General features: G+C 69.3%; 12 protein-coding genes. 4 read left to right on the top strand and 8 right to left on the bottom strand.

Going from position 1 to position 17124, the window contains the following annotated elements; translation table 11 throughout:
- The first annotated feature begins 11 nt into the window (after positions 1-11).
- Complete coding sequence (locus tag IPL40_06360) at positions 12-887, top strand: nucleotidyltransferase domain-containing protein (protein ID MBK8480781.1); 876 nt, start codon at positions 12-14, stop codon at positions 885-887.
- Here the strand turns inward: IPL40_06360 and IPL40_06355 are convergent.
- From IPL40_06355 to pepF, 7 genes are all read right to left on the bottom strand, one after another.
- Positions 884-1393, bottom strand: a complete 510-nt coding sequence (locus IPL40_06355; protein ID MBK8480780.1) for an SUF system Fe-S cluster assembly protein — start codon at positions 1391-1393, stop codon at positions 884-886. The two genes, IPL40_06360 and IPL40_06355, sit on opposite strands and share 4 nt — an antisense overlap.
- Positions 1390-2724, bottom strand: a complete 1335-nt coding sequence (locus IPL40_06350; protein ID MBK8480779.1) for a cysteine desulfurase — start codon at positions 2722-2724, stop codon at positions 1390-1392. The genes IPL40_06355 and IPL40_06350 overlap by 4 nt, the downstream gene beginning before the upstream one ends.
- A gap of 9 nt (positions 2725-2733) precedes the next feature.
- Positions 2734-4065 (bottom strand): Fe-S cluster assembly protein SufD, encoded by a 1332-nt coding sequence (gene sufD / locus IPL40_06345; protein MBK8480778.1) that lies wholly within the window; start codon positions 4063-4065, stop codon positions 2734-2736.
- Positions 4066-4075: 10 nt separating this feature from the next.
- Positions 4076-4855 (bottom strand): Fe-S cluster assembly ATPase SufC, encoded by a 780-nt coding sequence (gene sufC / locus IPL40_06340; protein MBK8480777.1) that lies wholly within the window; start codon positions 4853-4855, stop codon positions 4076-4078.
- Positions 4856-4930: 75 nt separating this feature from the next.
- A complete protein-coding gene (gene sufB, locus IPL40_06335) occupies positions 4931-6370 on the bottom strand; it encodes a Fe-S cluster assembly protein SufB (protein MBK8480776.1) in 1440 nt (479 codons plus the stop codon).
- A gap of 66 nt (positions 6371-6436) precedes the next feature.
- Positions 6437-6949, bottom strand: a complete 513-nt coding sequence (locus IPL40_06330; protein MBK8480775.1) for an SUF system Fe-S cluster assembly regulator — start codon at positions 6947-6949, stop codon at positions 6437-6439.
- 419 nt (positions 6950-7368) lie between these two features.
- The gene (gene pepF / locus IPL40_06325; GenBank protein ID MBK8480774.1) at positions 7369-9225 is read right to left on the bottom strand and encodes an oligoendopeptidase F; all 1857 of its coding nucleotides are present in this window, start codon (positions 9223-9225) and stop codon (positions 7369-7371) included.
- A gap of 173 nt (positions 9226-9398) precedes the next feature.
- On the opposite strand from pepF, the gene IPL40_06320 reads away from it, so the two are divergent.
- The 3 genes from IPL40_06320 to IPL40_06310 all read left to right on the top strand — a co-directional run bounded on the left by IPL40_06320 (position 9399) and on the right by IPL40_06310 (position 13227).
- A complete protein-coding gene (locus IPL40_06320) occupies positions 9399-11063 on the top strand; it encodes an ABC transporter substrate-binding protein (GenBank protein MBK8480773.1) in 1665 nt (554 codons plus the stop codon).
- A 307-nt stretch (positions 11064-11370) separates the two neighbouring features.
- Complete coding sequence (locus IPL40_06315; protein MBK8480772.1) at positions 11371-12387, top strand: hypothetical protein; 1017 nt, start codon at positions 11371-11373, stop codon at positions 12385-12387.
- A 3-nt stretch (positions 12388-12390) separates the two neighbouring features.
- Positions 12391-13227 carry a hypothetical protein gene (locus IPL40_06310; GenBank protein MBK8480771.1) on the top strand — a complete coding sequence of 279 codons (837 nt, stop codon included), beginning with the start codon at positions 12391-12393 and terminating at the stop codon, positions 13225-13227.
- Between the two features lie 345 nt (positions 13228-13572).
- Here IPL40_06310 and IPL40_06305 read toward each other — a convergent pair whose 3' ends face one another.
- The gene (locus tag IPL40_06305) at positions 13573-16962 is read right to left on the bottom strand and encodes a hypothetical protein (GenBank protein MBK8480770.1); all 3390 of its coding nucleotides are present in this window, start codon (positions 16960-16962) and stop codon (positions 13573-13575) included.
- Positions 16963-17124: the final 162 nt, after the last annotated feature.

The raw sequence follows: 17124 nt of genomic DNA, 5'->3' as shown, positions 1-17124 counted from the left end.
TGAGGCCGAGCTTGGTCACGTCCCCGCCCCCGCTGCCCAATGAGCGCCTCCGCCGCCTCTTGCGCGCGCAAGCCGCCGACCGGCGGCTCTTACACGTGGCGGTGCTGGGTCCGCACGGCTGCGGCTTCGGCAGCGCGCAGGCGCCCTTTGAGCTCAAGGGCATCTACATCGAGCCCACCGAGAACCTGGTCGGGCTGCTCGAGCCACCACGCGCGACGAATTGGGTCGGGGAGTTCGAGGGCCTGCGCGTCGACTACTCTGCCTGCGAGGTTGGCCACGCGCTGCGCGCGCTCCTGCGGGGCGACGGTTCCGTGCTCGAGCGGATTTTGGCGCCAGAGCAGCTCGTCCACAGCGCCGAGCTGGCGACGCTGCGCTCGCACGTGGCGGGCGTCATCTGTCAGCGCTACTTTGGACACTACAGCCACCTCGCGCGCAGCCTGCGCGCGCTCGTCGAGGGGGCCCGGATGCCGTCGTTCTTGCATGTCCTTGGCGGTTGTCGCGCGGCTCTGACCGGCGGCCATCTGCTGCGCAGCGGGGAGCTCCTGCTCAGCTTGCCGGCCCTCGCGCTGCGCTACGACCTGCAGGCGGAGGTCGGACCGCTGATCGAGCAGAGCCGTCGCGACGACGCTGCGCTCGTCGAGCCTGATGGTCGCGCGATCAAGCTGCTGCTGCGGCTACAGGCCTTCCTCGAGGAGTCCAGCGACCTGACTGACCTGCCGCCCGATCCGCTCCAGCCGGCGCCGGTCGAGCAGTTTCTCCTCGAGCTGCGCCGGCGCTTCTTCGACGCGATTACCGTCGAAAGCGCTGCCCCGAGCAGCGCGCTCGCGGGGCCCACGCCAGAATCCCCTTCGCCGCCGGATCCAGGGGCGAGCGGGCGTCGGAGCTAGAACAGGTTCAGTTCTAGCCGCGCGTCTTCGGTCATCATCTCCATCGTCCACGGCGGCTCCCAGACGAGCTCGACGGCGGCATCGGCGACGCCCGCAACGCCACGGACACCCTCCTCGACCTCGGCCGGCAAGGCGCCGGCCACGGGACAAGCCGGCGAGGTCAGGGTCATGCGGACCGCGACACGGCCCAGTGGCAGCACGTCGATGCTGTAGATCAGGCCGAGGTCGTAGACGTTGACGGGTATCTCAGGATCATAGATCTGCCGCAGGGCCTCGATGATCTGCGCCTCGAGTGCCGAGTTTCCCGCCAACGGGTCGGCTGCACCCGTGGCCTCGGGCCCCGCCTGCCGCTCTGCACTCGTTGCAGCGCCGTCGGCGCCGCCGGGCCCTGCCGCTGCGGCGCCGACGGCGTCGGCCCGCGACTCCTCGCAGAAGAGCCCTTCACCGGCGGTGCCGGGGTCGTGCTGCGCGGCGGTGGGCTCCTTGTTCGCGGCCGTCCAGCTCATCGCGAGCCTCCGGCGCTCGAGGCGGGCCGCGCGAAGAGGGCCAGGACCTTGTGCAGCCCGGCGACCAGGGCGTCGAGGTCGGCCTGCGTGTTGTACAGCCCGAGGGAGGCGCGGGTCGTCGCAGGCAGCTGCAGCCGTTGCATCAAGAGCTGGGCGCAGTGGTGACCGACGCGCACGGCGATGCCCTGCTCGTCGAGCAGGGTGCCGATGTCGTGCGGGTGCACCTGGTTCAACGTGAACGAGAGGACGCCGGCCTTGGCGGCGGCGGTGCCGATCAGCCGCAGCCCCGGCACGGTCTGAAGCGCTGCGGTCGCATAGGCGAGCAGGTCCTGCTCATAGCGGTTGATCGCCGCCATCCCGAGCCGCTCGACGTAGCCGATCGCCGCGGCGAGCCCGACCGCGCCGGCCACGTTTGGCGTGCCCGCCTCGAAGCGCCACGGGGCATCGAGGAAGGTCGACCCCTCGAGCCGCACCTGGTCGACGATGCCGCCACCCGTCTGGTAGGGCGGTAGGCGCTGCAGGAGCTCGTACTTGCCGTAGAGCACGCCGATGCCCATTGGGCCGTAGAGCTTATGCCCCGAGAAGGTATAGAAGTCGCAGTCGAGCGCGCGGACGTCGACGGCCTGGTGGACCACCGCCTGCGCGCCGTCGACGAGGATCTTGGCGCCGCGGGCATGGGCCAGTCGCGCGATCTGTGCGATCGGGTTGATCGTTCCCAGCACGTTGGAGACGTGAGTGATGGCGACGATCCGCGTCCGCGTGGTCAGCAAGCGGTCGAGCGCGTCGAGCAGCAGCACGCCCTCGTCGTCGATCGGAATCGCCTTGAGCGTCGCGCCGACCTGGCGGCAGATCTGCTGCCACGGAAGCAGATTGGAATGGTGCTCCATCTCGCTGACGAGCACCTCGTCTCCCGCGCGCAAGGACATGCGGCCGAAGCTCGAGGCGACGAGATTGATCGCCTCCGTTGCGCCGCGAACGAAGACGATCTCCTCGCTGCGGTCGGCGCCGACAAAGGCGGCAACACGCTGCCGCGCAAGCTCGTAGGCGGTGGTCGCGCGCGCGCCGAGCGCGTGCCCTCCACGATGGATGTTGGCGTAGTCCTGCTCGTAGAACTCCGCCAGCGCAGTGATCACCGCGCGAGGCTTCTGGGCGCTCGCCGCGCTGTCCAGATAGACCAGGCGGCGCTCGTTGACGCGCTGGGCTAGCGCTGGAAAGTCTGCCCGCCAGCGCTCGACGTCGAACGCCGCCGGCAGAGGGCCGGGCGCGTCCGGCCGCCAGGCCTCGGCGCTCTGTTTCGACGCTGTCTGCTCCTCGGACGCCGCCGCTTCCATCACTCCCCCTCAGGCCGCCGTGAGCCCGGTCAATCCCAGCCGCTGCTGCACGGTCTCCGCGAGCTGCTGCCGCAGCGCCGCGAAGGGCACGCGCGAGAATACCTCACTGGCGAAGGCCCAGGTCAGCAGGCTGCGCGCCGCCCGCTCGTCGATGCCGCGCGCGCGGAGGAAGAAGAGCGCGTCGGCGTCGAGCTGACCGATCGTCGCGCCATGGCTGCACTTGACGTCGTCGGCGAAGATCTCGAGCTGGGGCTTACTGTTGACCGTGGCGCTCGCCGAGAGCAGCAAATTGTGGTTGCTCTGTCGCGCATCCGTCTGCTGGGCGTGTGGGCGCACCAGCACCTTGCCATTGAACACGCCCGTCGCCGCGCCGTCGAGGATCCCCTTGTAGCACTCGTTGCTCGTGCAGCGCGGCTGCTCATGATCGACCGTCGTGTGGTTGTCCACATGCGCATCCCCGCCAGCGACGAAGAGCCCGTCGAGCGCGCTCTGCGCGCCGGCTCCGGCCAAGCGCGTGCCGATGGTGTTGCGCACCAGGGCGCCCCCGAGCACGCAGACCAGCGAGCGCAGCCTGCTATCGGCGCGCTGGGTCGCCTGCACCGTGTTGAGCTGCGTCACCGCCTCGCCGCCGCGTTGCAGCAGGTAGTGCGCCAGCCCGGCGTTGGCGCCGACGACCAGCTCGGTCGCGCTGTTGACCAGGCAGGGTACGTCGGCGGCGTCGGGCGCGGCGGCGTAGCTCTCGATCACCGCCAGCTCGCTGCTAGGCGCGGCGATCAGCAGCGAGCGCAGCTGAACGACGCGCTCGGCGGCGCCGCGGCTGGTGAAGCAGGCGAGCCGCACCGGCTGGGCCAAGGTGACACCCGTCGGCACATAGACAAAGGCGCCATCGCGCGCCAACGTCGTGCTCCAGGCAGCGAGCGGCTGGGCGGCGAGCGCCGGCTCCTGCGCGAGATGCGCGCGCGCGGCTGGATGATCCTCCGCCAACGCCTGGCGCAGGCTACAGACGCGCACGCCGGCCGGAAGGGCGTCGGCGCCAAGGGCCGGGCCGAGACAGTGCCCATCGACGAAGACGAGGGTGATCGCCTCGGGCAGCGGCTCGCGCAGGGCCCAGGCCGGTGGGGTCGTGAACGAAGGCGGAGGAGCCGGCGGCAGCCCACGCTGCAGCACGGTCGCGATGTTGGTGTACTTCCAGTTCTCCTCCGCCGTGGTGGGCCAGCCGCGCGCGATCAGCGTCGCCATCGCCTCGTCACGGCGAGCCTCCCACCAGGCGGGGGCCGCGGGACTCTCGGTGCTGCGCAGGGTCGCGCGCTCGGCTCGCAGGTGTTGGGCGAGGTCGGTCATCGTCACGCCCTCAGGCCGGCGCCGTGGCGCTGGCTTCCGCCGCTGCCTCAGGCGCCACGATCCAGCCGTAGCCATGCTCCTCGAGGTGCAGTGCGAGCTCCTTGCCCCCGGACTTGACGATTCGACCACCGACGAGCACATGGACGTAGTCGGGGACGATGTAGTCGAGCAGGCGCTGGTAGTGCGTGATCACGAGAAATGAGCGCTGCGGATCGCGCAGCGCGTTGACGCCGCTCGCCACCGCCTGCAGCGCGTCGATGTCGAGGCCGGAGTCCGTTTCGTCGAGCACGGCCAGACGCGGTTCCAGCAGCGCGAGCTGAAGGATCTCGTGGCGCTTCTTTTCGCCGCCCGAGAAGCCGTCATTGACGGCGCGCTGCAGCAGCTCCGGCTTCATCTGCAGCAGCTCCATGCGCTCTCGACAGCGCTCGAGGAAGGCCTTGCCCGACAGCTCCTCCTGGCCGCGGTGGGCCCGCACGGCGTTGACCGCCGTGCGCAGGAAGTAGCTGCTGGTCACGCCCGGCAGCGCGACAGGGTATTGAAACGCAAGGAAGAGCCCCTCACGCGCCCGCTGCTCGACGTTGAGCGCGAGGAGGTCGCGACCGGCGAAGGTCACGCTGCCGCCGGTGACTGAGTAGTCCTCGCGTCCCGCCAGGACCTGCGCCAGCGTCGTCTTGCCTGAGCCATTGGGCCCCATGATCGCGTGAACCTCGCCCGCGCCGATCTTGAGGTCGATGCCGCGCAGAATCGGCTGCTCGCCGATCGCCGCCTGCAGTCCGCTGATTTCCAACATCTGGCAACTCCAATATCACGTTGCGCGACCGGCGCCTTCCGCCGCTTACGCCATCGGTTCAAGCAGACGCTGACCCTATCCCACGCTGCCTTCCAGGCTGATGCCGAGCAGCTTCTGCGCCTCGACGGCGAACTCCATCGGCAGCTCGCGCAGCACGTCCTTGCAGAAGCCGTTGACCAGCATCGAGACCGCGTTCTCGCGGTCGATCCCGCGCTGCTGCAGATAGAAGAGCTGGTCGTCGCCGATCTTCGAGGTCGTCGCCTCGTGCTCGATCTGCGCCGTCGGGTTCTTGCACTCGAGATAGGGAAAGGTGTGCGCGCCGCAGCGATCGCCGAGCAGCAGCGAGTCGCATTGCGAGAAGTTCCGCGCATGCGCCGCGCGTGGCTGCACCCGCACGAGTCCCCGGTAGCTGTTCTGCCCCTCACCCGCCGAGATGCCCTTGGAGATGATGGTCGAGCGCGTGTGGCGTCCGAGGTGCAGCATCTTGGTGCCGGTGTCCGCCTGCTGGCGTCCCTTGGTCAGGGCGACCGAGTAGAACTCTCCAACCGAATGGTCGCCCAGCAAGAGCACGCTCGGATACTTCCAGGTGATCGCCGATCCCGTCTCCACCTGGGTCCACGAGATCTTCGAGCGGGCGCCGCGACAGGCCCCCCGTTTGGTGACGAAGTTGTAGACGCCGCCACGCCCCTGCTCGTCGCCCGGGTACCAGTTCTGCACGGTCGAGTACTTGATCTCGGCGTCGTCGAGCGCGATCAGCTCGACGACGGCGGCGTGGAGCTGGTGCTCATCGCGCTGCGGCGCCGTGCAGCCCTCGAGGTAGCTGACGTGGCTGCCGCGATCGGCGACGATCAGCGTGCGCTCGAACTGACCGGTTCGCGCCGCGTTGATGCGGAAATAGGTCGACAGCTCCATCGGGCAGCGCACGCCCGGCGGGATGTAGACGAACGAGCCGTCGGAGAAGACGGCCGCGTTGAGCGCCGCGTAGAAGTTGTCCGTATGGGGCACGACCGAGCCGAGATAGCGCTGGACGAGCTCTGGATGCTCGCGCACGGCCTCCGAGAACGAGCAGAAGAGGACCCCCTGTTTGGCCAGCTCGCCCTTGAAGGTCGTGGTGACGGAGACGCTGTCGAAGACAGCGTCGACTGCCACGCCGGCGAGCACGGCGCGTTCCTCCAGGGGGACGCCGAGCTTCTCGTAGGTCTCGATCAGCTTGGGGTCGACCTCGTCCCAGGAGCTGTAGCGTGGCTGTTGGCGCGGCGCTGAGTAGTAGACGATCGCCTGGAAGTCGATCGGCTCATGGCGCACGTTCGACCACTCCGGGGCGCGCAGCGTTTGCCAGTGGCGGTAGGCGCGCAGCCGCCAGTCCAGCAGCCAGCGCGGCTCCTGCTTCTTGCTGGAGATCACTTTGATCGTCTGCTCGTTCAAGCCCGGCGGGATGGCGTCGGACTCGATCTCGGTGACGAAGCCCCAGCGGTACTCTTGCTCGGCGGCCTGCTCGATTAGGTCCGTGCTCATCGCTCGCTCCACGCCCTCGCCCCGGGCCGCGGGCCTCCGCCGCGCCGACCGGGGCCATGTCTTTGCCTACTGGCGGACCGCGCCCGCCGCTTCGTGTGACAGCACCGCTTTCAGCTCCGACGTGCCGGTCGCGGCCGCGCCGACCGGCGCGTCGCGGCCTGCTCCGGTCTGCGCGCTCGGCTTCGCCAGGTCGCTCAAGGTCACGCCGCCGAGCGCCTCGCGCAGCGCCTGATCGATGCGCTGCCAATTCGGGCGCGCGAGGCAGCCCAGCTCGCGCTCGCAGCCAGTAGCGTTGTCGCAGCATTGGGTGATCGCCACGGGCCCATCGAGCGCCGTGACGATCTCGTTGGCGGTGATCTCTTCCGCGCGCCGCGCCAGGCTGTAGCCGCCCTTGACCCCGCGCTGCGAGACGAGCAGGCCCTCGCGCGCGAGGATCTTCAAGATCTTGGTCACCGTCGGCAGCGGCAGCCGCGCCTTGCGCGCGAGCTCACGCGCGCTCAGCGTCGGCTTCTCGCGCTCGCGCGCGAAGTGCGTCAGCAGGAGGGTGCCGTAGTCGGCCTGCTTGGTGATCCGAATCATCGGCTGCGCTCCGTCTGCTCGCTCACGCCCGCTGTCTGCTCGCTCACGCCCGCTGTCTGCTCGCTCACGCCCGCTGTCTGAAACTGCCGCGCGCAACGCATGGGCATGCTCTTGTTGCAGGCTACTTGCCTGCCGCTGCGCAACTGCCGCCTGGCGTCGGCTGCCCGCTCGGGCCGAGCCCGGTCGCGCCTCGCCCGCGGCTCCTGCCCGGCGGAGCGCGCTGCTCTTGCCGGCGCGTGGCCCACGGCGACCTGCGCAGAAAGAGTACCACAAGCATCCTATTTCTCCAGCCGCCGCTTTGCAACCACCGATCCCTGATCTGCGCGCCGCGCTCGGCCCCATCGCCAGGGATCACGAGGCGCAGCCCCCTCCTGCGTGCAAAGGCGCTCAGCGCCGCGGAGGCCGCGGGCCGCCCGCGTTCAGGCGGCGGCGAGCTGCCGCAGCTCCTGCTCCAACAGGTCGATCAACGCGTCGAGCCGGCGGGGCACGGCTTGCACGGCGTCGGCCTCCGCGAGGTCGACGCCAGCCCGCCGCAGCAGCAGCATCGGCTGATCGCTCCCGCCCGCGCGCAGGAGGTTCAGGTAGCGCTCGGCCGCGCCTTGCGGCGCGTCTTCCCCCGCGGCCGGTAGCAGCGCCGTCAGGAGCTGAGCCGAGGAAGCGAAGCAGGTGGCGTATTGATAGACGTAGTAGGGCGAGCGGTAGAGGTGCGGGATTCGTGCCCAGGTCAGCGCATAGCGCTCGTCGTGATCGATGGCGTCGCCGTAGTAGTGTTGCAGCAGCTCGCGATAGCTCGCGTTCAGCACCTCTGCGGTCAGCGCCTCACCGCGTTCTAGCCGCTGGTGTGCCTGCAGCTCGAAGTCGGCGAAGAGCACCTGCGTGTAGAAGGTGCCACAGATCCCGTCGATCGCGCGCTGCAGCAGCACCACCCGCTCGCTGGGCGTGCTGCGGGTCCGCAGCAGATGCTGCAGCAGCAGGCCTTCGTTGAGGGTCGAGGCCACCTCGGCGATGAAGATCGTGTAGCTCGAGTAGACGAAGGGCTGGTGCTCGTGAGCCAGCAGCGTGTGCAGCGCGTGGCCCATCTCATGCGCGAGCGTGAAGACGTCGTCGAGCGTGTCGTTGTAGTTCAGCAGCATGTAGGGGTGGACGCCGTAGACAGGCGCCGAATAGGCTCCAGCGCGCTTGCCCTCGTTCTCGTAGACGTCGATCCAGCCGCCGCTGAAGGCCTCGCGCATCCGCGAGCAATAGGCCGCGCCAAGCGGTGCGACCGAGTCGATGATCTGCTCGACGGCCTCGTCGTAGCGATAGACGCCCTCGTCGGCGACCAGGGCCACGGCGCCGTCGTAGAGGAAGTACCGCGGCAGGCCAAGGGTCGCCCGCCGCAGCCGGTGATAGCGCTGCAGCGGCGCGACGTGCGCCCGCGTCGTGGCGATCAGGTTCTCGACCACCGCCGGCGGGATGTCGTTGCCGTGCAGTGCGGCGTGCAGCGTGCTGCGATGCCGTCGCGCCCGCGCCTGGAACCAGTCGCGCTCGAGCACCCCACGATAGAGCGCGGCGTAGGTGTTGAGCTGGGGCTCGTAGCAGCCGTAGTGTGCGCGAAAGGCCGCCGCGCGATCGCCCTGGTCACGACTCTGCGCCAGCAGCGCGCGATAGCGACCCGGGGTGATGACCGCCTCCTCGCCCGTCGAGAGGCGAAGGGTAGGAAAGCGCATGTCGGCCGTCGCCAGCGCCGCATAGGCCTCATCGGGCGCGCTTGCGAGCTGCGTCCCGAGCGCCAGCAACTGCTCGCCTGCCTGGTCCAGGACGTGCTCCTGCTGGCGGTAGACCTCGAAAAGGGCGAAGCGGTAGCGCTGCAAGGGCGCTTGCTCGGTTAACCAGCCTTCGAGGGTCGCGCGGGGGATCGTCAGCAACTCCGGGTTGAACCAGGCGCTCGCCTCGCTCGACCGTGCGAGCAGCCATTGCGCGCGCTGGCGTCGGGCGTCGATCGCGTTCTCGCGCTGGTCCTGATCGAACATCAAACCGGGGTAATACCAGACGCGGTAGGCAAGCTGGCCGATGCTATCCGCCAGCTCCAGCGCCTGCAGCAGCGCTGCGGGCCCTTGGCTCAGCGTGCCGCTCAGACCGCCATACTCGCCAAGCTGGGCCTCGAGCGCGCTGCAGCCCGTCTCCCAGGCGCTCCAGTCGGAAAAGATTGCACTCAGGTCCCAGCGATAGCGCGCGTCGATCGCCTCGCGCTTTCGTGAGGGGGGACCGCCCTTGGCGGCTTCCAGGCTCGTCATCAGACCTCTCCTGCCGAAGGCGGCGGACCATATACTAGAAGGGCTCCGCCTGAAAACGCCCGCCCCCTTACTGTCGCCGTCAAAATAATTTTTCAGATCGACGCGCTCCCGTGTATTCTATGCCCTCATTTCAGTGCGAATACCCATGGAGGTGCGCTTTGGCACGTGATCGCATGGCAGCTGCGCGCGCAGGATACGGCAGCATCATCGGACCGCAGGCCCTCGTCGCGGCCCTCTTGATTGGCGGACTCACTGCCTGTTCCGCGGGCAACTTCGACAAGCAGCCCTGTAAGGCTGACGGCTCCTGCGCAGCCGCGCTCGGCGCGGGCTACTTCTGCGGATCGGGGGGCTTCTGCGAACGGCCTGCGGCCAGCGCGCCCGGCGTCTGCGAGGGCACGATCCCGATCAAGATCCTCCACGACAACAGCGGTCCGCTGAAAGAGGTCGGGCGCTCCTACTGGAAGGGCGAGATCGACTTCCTACGCGAGGTCAACGACGCCGGCGGCGTTCGCGGCTGTAAGTTCGACGTCGACAGCTTCGACTATGCCTACGCGGTGGATAAGGCGACCGAGCAGTACGCCGCCTGGTCGGCCGATACGGCCACCTGGGAAAGGGTCGTGGCGGTGCTGGGCTTTGGTACGGGCGACACGCTGGCCCTCGGCCCCAAGCTAGCCGAAGATAAGAAGCTCATGATCTCGGGAAGCTGGGTCGGAAAGGTGGCCTCGCCGAAGGAGGTCTTCTGGGACATCAAGGACGTTCCCTCGATCAATGAGAGCTTCGTCGAGACGCTGCAAGACCAGCGTCTCGGTAGCACCGGCTTCCCCTACAATTTCTTTGTAGGCACGGACTACTCCAACAGCATCCGCGCGGCGGTCGACTACATCGCCCGCGAGGCCACCGCGGCCGGCGCTGATCGCATCGGCTTCTTCCACTGCAGCGCCGGCTACTGCACCGAGCCGCTCCCCGCGGGCCAGACCTACGCCAAGAAGGCGGGCTTGGCCCTCGGCCGCAACCTCAAGATCGAGCTCAGCTACGTTCCTGACGCGGGCTACGCGGGCACGGCCGAGGAGTTCATGCAGGCCAAGGTGGACACGCTGGTGCATGACTACTTCGTCAAGGAGGCGGAGCAGGTCAAGGCGACCGGCGGCACCTACAAGCCCGTGAGCTGGGTCTGGATCGCGAATACCAATCCGAGCGCCTTCCGAATGGGTAAGGCGCTGCAGAAGGTGCGGGACGACGTCACCACCACCGGGGCTTTCGACGGTACGCTCAAGGAGCATTTCGCCAACGTCAAGTCGATCAGCAACGTCTGGGGCTACGACGAGTTCACGATCAGGGATTGCAAGAGGAACCGCGACACCGCCCCGCCCGATGCCTGGTGCGTCGATCACTTCCTCGGCGTGCTGCCGATGGCCGTATATGGCGGCACCGCAGCCGGGATGGCCGAGCTCGAGCGGGTTCATAACAAGTGGCGCGCGGCAGACAGCCAGCTTCCCGAGACCGATCCGATCAGTGACGCGACCACAGGGGCGACCGCTCGGGCATACCAGGATGTGCAGTACGTCAAGGGCTACACCTCGGCGATGCTGCTGACGCGCGGCCTCGAGCGTCTCGTCGACCAGAAGGACCGTCCGATCAGCGGCGAGAACTTGAAGGCGGCGCTCGAGACGGGTGTGCCGATCTCCACCGACGGTCTGACGCCGCAGCTCAAGTACACCGAGGACGACCATCGGCCCCAGGCCTCCGCAAAGATCTACAAGATCGACAACGCCGGCGCCTTCGCGCAGGTCGGCACGGAGCGGACGATCGTGTTTCAGGCGCAGTCGCTCGGTTGGTAGTCCGAGCGCTGATGCTGGGAGGCTGAGCATCGGCCATGAGCGGGGGCGCAGCAGCCCCGCGGCGCGGGGTCGGGGTCTCCCGGTCTAAAGCGACGCCGCCCTCCTCGGGAGGGTTGCGTGCGGCGAACAGGGCGGACGGGGCGGACGGTATCGACGCGCCGTGATTACCCAGGTCGGAGCGACCTCCGGCGCTGCGCGGCCTGACCGCTGGGAACAGGCGCTCGGAACGGCGCTCGGGACGGCTAGTCGTAACGACTTCTGATGCGAGGGGGCAACGACGTTGGCGCGCGGTGCATATAAACTCCCCTTGATCTTGGCCGCCGTCGGCGTGGCGCTCTTGATCGCTGCGGTGGTCCGTCAGGGGCTAAAGGGCGGGACGGTGCCACCACCGCCTGCTCCGGCGGAAGACGCTCTGACGCTCTACCAGGTCGCCAAAGAGTACTACGCTCGCGGCGACGAGCGCACGGCGATGACCGTCCTTGGCCGCGCGCGCAAGGCCACCTCGTCGGCTCGCGCCCTCGAGGAGATCGAGCAGCTCGAGCGCGAGATCAACCTCTCACCACGCCTCGCCCACGCGCGCGACCTGCTCGATCAGGGACGGATCGAGCTTGCGCGCGCAGCCCTGGACGCGTTGCGCGCGGAGCTGCCCGGAAACGCCCGGGTGGCAACCCTGGGGCGCCTCTTCGACGCGCGCGCCGGCACCAACGCGGGGGCGACGCCCAATGCGGGGGCTGTCAGCGGCTCGAGCAGTGGGTCTGGCAGTGGGTCAGACAATGCCTCGGGCAATGGCTCGGGCAATGGCTCGGGCAATGAGGAGCGGGCGGCGTCGATCGCGGCGGGGCGGCAGATTCTTCGACAGGCAGCAGCAGCGGCGGTCCGCAGGTCGCGCCGCAGCAGCAGCAGCGCCGACAGCGCTGGTGCTGCGGTGCTGCGGGTCGAGTCCGAGGAACCGGGCGTGGTCTCGGTCGACGGTCGGGTCCAGGGCGTGACGCCGGTGGTCATGACCGTGCCCGCGGGTCGCCACGTCGTCACCTTCGCTCCGCAGCATGATGCCTCTGCTCGCATTACCCGTCGGGTGGCTGTCACGGCTGGGTATGAGACGGCCTTTCGCTTCACGCGCGCGATGACGGGCCTGGCCGACGGAGAACCCCGCGGAGGACGCGGCGCCGGCAGCGCGGATACGGCAGAGGCGCCAGGTGGCGCAAGTCAACAGCCAGCGTCGGGCGGGTCGGCACAGCCGACCGGCGGCGCTTCTCCCACACGTCCGCGCGCGCGCCCAAGCTCCGACGGACTACCCTCCGATAACCTCAACCCCTGGGAGTAGATGATGGCAAGCTCATGGACTGCAGCGAATCAAGCACGGCGATGGACCAGCACCCTTGGGCTCGCCCTCTGGCTGGTGATGAGCCCGACGCTGGCGACGGCGCAGACGGCGGAGCCAGCGGTGGCGGGCGACTCGGACGCCCAGAACAGGCTGATGTTCAACGAGGCCGAGGCGCACTATGCGGCCGGCCGCTATCGGCAGGCAGCGGGGCTCTTCGCGCGCGTCTACGACCGTACCCAGAAGCCACAGCTCCTCTTCAACCTGGCCAACTGCTACGAGCGGATGGGCGAGGCGCGCACGGCAGCGATGTACCTGCGCCGCTACGCCGAGATCCCGGGCGTCCCCGGTGCAGATCTGGCCCGCGAGCGCATCGGGCGCCTGGAGGCGCGCGATGAGCAGCGGCAGCGCGAGCTGCAGACGATGGCTCAGGCGCGCGACACCTCGGCGACAGGCGCTGCTACGGCGACGCCAGTCGACAAGGGCGATACGGGGCCCAGTAGGATTGGGCCGATCGTGGTCATGAGCGTCGGCGCCGCCGCGATCGTCGCTGGCGTGGTCACGGGGGTGATGGCGCTGAAGGCGCGGGATGACGCCAAGAGCGCCTGTATGACGGGCGATCTCTGTCCGGCCTCGGCCAAGGACGACATCGACCGACAGCGCTCCCTGGCCGGCACGACGGACGTGCTGATCGGCGTCGGATCTGCCGCTGTGGTGGGTGGCGTCGCTTGGCTGGTGATCAATCATCTGACGGCAAAGAAGGCCGAGCGCGCGACGGCGTGGCGGCTCGGCGCCTCTTATGACGCGAGCGCGGTCAGCCTCGCGGTTGGACGCGCCTTTTAGAGCGACGACGAGCCCCTTCCTTCGAAGCCCGCGCGGATTTCTTCCGAGCCGGCGCAGAGCGAGCGCCGGTGGGGCGTCGCTCCCAGCTCTCTTCGCCGATCTACTCCCCCTCCCGCGAGCATCCCTGGGCCACGCCAAATGCGCGGCGGGCGATCCACTCCCGGCGCGCAACGCGGTCCCTTCCGCAGCCGTCCGTTGGGCTAATGCGGACCGATCGAGCTTTAGCGCTGCGGTCGTACGGCAAAGAGCGGAAGCGTGGCCATCGTGCGCCCAGGGGTAGTTATCGCGGCGCAGACCTCGGGTCGCTCTACCGTGCCTGGGGAGGGGCCATCGATCGACGGGCTCTTAGGGAACCTCGTGCCAGCTTTCGATCACGGGCGCTCCGGCCGTGCCACCGCCCGCGAGGGCGCGCCCGCTCAGGGTTTCGATGCTCGCCCGTGTGCCGCTGCTGCCGGAGCGCGTGAGGACGAGGTCGGTGCCCCCTCCAGCAATCGACAGTCCACTGACGAGCGTGTCGTTGAACGCGCGCAGCTCAAGGAGATTGAGCCGGTTCGTCTCCGAGTCGATGCGCACCAACCAGCTCTTGCCGCGGTCGATGGCGCTACCAGCGCAGAGCGCCGTCGGAGGCTCGTAGAGCGCGTAGAAGGCCTCGATCCGATCGCCATTGCTCTGGTTACGCACGAGCAGCGGCGAGCTGATCGGCAGCGCCCGGTTGCTCGGCGCGCTGCAGCTTCCGGGCGTAGTGCCACCACCGTAGCAGGCCGCATTGCAGAGATCGCTAACCGCGCAGGTGAAGTTGTCCGCCACCGGATCGACCGTGCCGGCGTCTTCGGTGCGCAGAAAAAGGCGAGTCTCGAAGCCCATGGTCCAGGAGTAGTCGTTCTCGTGGAGCGCGCCCGAGTTCCCGGCGAAGGAGACGCGGTTGATGTCGTCGCGATAGAGCGCCGCCGGGGCGAAGTAGAAGGGATGCTGCGGTCCCGCCTGGTCGGTAGCATCGAGCACCGAGACGACGGAGAGCAGGTGGGCGCGATCGAAGCGCGTGATGCGACCGGCGAGGTCGGCCTGGTAGGTGGCAATGACGTCGCGGTCGCCCGGCACCTTGGTCACGGCCACGGTGTCGGCGAGCACGGCGTAGTCGTTGACGGCGGCGCCGGAGCCGTCGAGGTAGTGGCCGTCGAGGTCGCCCGGGGCGGTGCTCCAACCCGGACTGGCCACGTTACTGAACAGGTTGTAGTGGCTGCCCTCGCCCGCGACCGGCCCATCGTATCCGCTGCCGAGCGCGGCCAGGGCCTGATACGACGCACTCCAGGAGAGGGCAGGCACCGAGAAGGTCTGACCGAAGTGGGCGGGGAGCGGAGGCGCCGCGTGGTCGGCATCGAAGACGACGCGCAGCGGCGGGTCGTTGAGTGTGCAGCTGGTGGCCACCAGCGGATCGCTGCAGCTTCCAGGGCTCGTGATGTCGAGCACGCTGAAGCGCGCGCCGCCGGGCCCGTCGGTTTGGACCAGGTAGGTATGCCATCCGCCGAGACCGTCGGGCTGGTCTTCGATGCGCGGTGAGTTCGCCAGCACCCAGTGGTGCCGGGAGGGATCTGCATCCTGACCGCCGCGCGCGTAGAGCGCGTAGACCTGGGGCAGCAAATGCGCCGGAAGGAAGGCGTAGAGCTCCCTGCCTTCCAGCAGGTCGAAGGCGTGGAGCAGCCCCTCATCCGAGGCGACGTAGACGATGCGCCGCCGCGCCGTCTCGGCTGACTCCAGTGCGCTATGGCCCGTCGCGCCGCTGTAGCTCGGCGGTGGGCCGACCGCCGCTGGTACGCTGTTGATCAGCGGAGGCAGCTTCCAGGCGCGATCCCTTCCCGCCAGCCACTGCACCATCGCCCCGAGGTCAGGCGGCGGCGCGCTGGCGGTCAGGCTGGTCCAGAGGTCGCCGAGACCCAGCGACGGATCGCAGCCTGCCGCCGCGCCGGCCGTCACGCAGGGCGTGCCGCTGCCGTCATTGGCCAGCAGCGGGAGGGGGTCGCGGGCGCCGCCCGAGACGGCGTCGTGCACCCCGCTGAAGAGCCGACGCGAGAACCAGTCGCGCGTCGCCAGCTGGACGCCCGCATCCCAGAGCTCGCAGCGGCCATCGACGCAGGTCCCCGCGGCGCAATCGCCATTATTCGCGCAGCGGGTGGCCACGTCGAGCGCGCGCAGTCTCCCCTCCCAGCCCGGATAGACGGTCGTCGCCAGCAGCGCCAGATTGCCCTCGATTCGGCTTAGCGGGCTCGTCGCGGTGCCCGCTGCCGCCGTGGTGACTTCCCGCCGCAACTCCCCGCGGAGCAGCTCGCGCAGCACCGTCACCAGCTCCTGCTCATCATTGGCGAAGCGAGCGGTATCGGTGCCGCCGGCCGCCGCGACCGCATCGAGCAGCACGAGGTCCGCGCCGGGCAAGGCGACCACGAAGGTGCGGGTAGGGTTGGTGGGCTCCTCGGCCAGCAGCGTGGCCGCGGCCGCCACGGGGTCTGCGCCGGTCGCGGCGGTGCCGTCGCTGATCACGACCACGAAGTGCGGACGGCAGCCAGCGCCCGGATCGGGCGCGGCGAAGGGGCCCGCGCCGTTGCGGCGGTCCTTGAGGTGCGCGCGTGCCGTCTCGAGCCCCTCGGCGAGGGGCGTGCGCCCGACGGCCAACAGCCCACCGTTGGGCGCCGCGTTGAATTGCGCGAGGAGCGCGCCGAGGGCGAGATCGTGGTCGCTCTGCGCGCTCGAGGCTGTCAACGGCACGATCACGCGGGCGGCGTCCGTGCTGCCGTCGATGCCTTGCTCGAGGCCCTCGGTGCAGGCGCTGGCCGCGTAGCGCTCGTAGACCCACGTGGTCGCGCCCTCCGTGAACTGGGGCCCCTCGTAGCTTGCACGGAGAACGCTGTTGGCAGGATCGATCGCCAGCGCGTCGTAGGTGAAGTAACTGCCGACGTAGACCCAGTCGTGGCTGCCGTCGTTGAAGTGGCGGCCGGCCGTGGCCCAGGCCGCGCGTGCCTCCGTCGCCGGGTCGTCGGCCCGGCGATAGAGGCTATCGGCGGTGATGGCGAGCGCGCTGCCCGAGGTCAGCGTCAGCGCTGCGCCGATCATGCCCATCCCACTGGTCGGCCAGACGAAGTTCGCCGTCGGAGCGTCGGCGCCGACGTCCCAGCCCGCGACGCGCCGCAACTCCCACTCGGTCAAAAATACCGAGACCGGGGCGCTGGGCAGGCCGCCCGCCGCGGCGTAGTAGCGGTAGTAGCCTTGCTGCTCAAAGCCGAGCAGCGCGAAGCCGGCGGCCACGCGGAGCTCGGGGAGCACGGCGCGCAGCGCCCGCTTGGTCGCCGCAAAGCGGCTGACGTGGTCGCTCCCGCAGCTCGGTGCCTGGCCCGCCGCCGCCAGCACGCCGATCGGCGGCGCGGCGTTGCTCGTCAGGGGACAGTCGGTGGCACAAGAACCCGCCGTCTCTAGGCCGCTGCAAAGCCCATCACCGCAGAGGTCCACCAACCCGCTACGGTCGCCGAAGCAGTCTCCGCCGCTGACGTCCGCGCAGGCGCCGGCGGTCGCGCTCAGCGCGCTGGCCATCGAGCCCGAGGTGTCCAGCAGCAACACGACCTCGCTGCGCACCTGCCCCTGCTCGAGCAGCACCAGCGGATCGAATTTGGCGAAGGCCAGCCCCGGTAGCGCCCCGATCGCGCCCGTCAGGCCGAGGATCAGCCCCGCGCGAAAATGAACAGTGAGCATGCGCCTCGCCTCCCTGGCCTCTGCACCGCGAAGGGGTCGCCGCGCGGGCGGCCGCGCTCCGCGCTGCGCGAAGCAATGCAGTCATCGTGCCAGCCGGAGCCTGCTCCGCGCCCAGCGATTGGCGCGAGAAGGGTCTCGCCGGCCCCTCGTGCTCCGCAGAAT

The sequence above is a fragment of the Pseudomonadota bacterium genome (assembly GCA_016711215.1).
Lineage (GTDB): Bacteria > Myxococcota_A > Polyangia.
The sequence above is the reverse complement of the archived record's forward strand: the minus strand, read 5'-3'. Positions and strand labels throughout refer to the sequence as shown.